General features: G+C 60.6%; 1 protein-coding gene. It reads right to left on the bottom strand.

The features are described from left to right. A partial coding sequence (locus HCX49_RS25240) for an efflux RND transporter permease subunit (protein WP_168128475.1) occupies window positions 1–412 on the bottom strand: 412 nt, incomplete at its 3' end. Window positions 413–432: the final 20 nt, after the last annotated feature.

The following is a 432-nucleotide window of genomic DNA, read 5'->3' as shown; positions in this document are numbered from 1 at the left end:
GGTCGGGGGAGGCCTTGTCCACGGTGATACCGATGCGCGTCACTTCCTCAGGCAGTTTTGGCTGAGTCCGCGTCACCCGGTTTTGCACCTGCACCTGCGCATTGTCCAGGTCGGTGCCCAGGGCGAAGGTGATGGTCAGGGTCAGCTTGCCGTCGGCAGTCGATTGCGAGGACATGTACAGCATGCCCTCGACGCCAGTGATGGCTTGCTCCAACGGCGCGGCCACGGTTTCACCGATGACCTTGGGGTTGGCGCCCGGGAAGTTGGCACGCACCACCACGGTCGGCGGCACGACTTCCGGGTATTCGCTGATCGGCAATTGGAACAGCGAGATCGCACCGGCGATCAGGATCAACAGCGACAGCACCGCTGCGAAGATCGGCCGCGAAATGAAGAACTTGGAAAAATTCATCTTGAGTCGTATCCCTTAAC

It is taken from the genome of Sphingobacterium sp. B16(2022), assembly GCF_012030425.1.
Classification (GTDB): Bacteria; Bacteroidota; Bacteroidia; order Sphingobacteriales; family Sphingobacteriaceae; genus Sphingobacterium; species Sphingobacterium anhuiense.
This window is presented reverse-complemented; position numbering and strand designations above follow the sequence as displayed.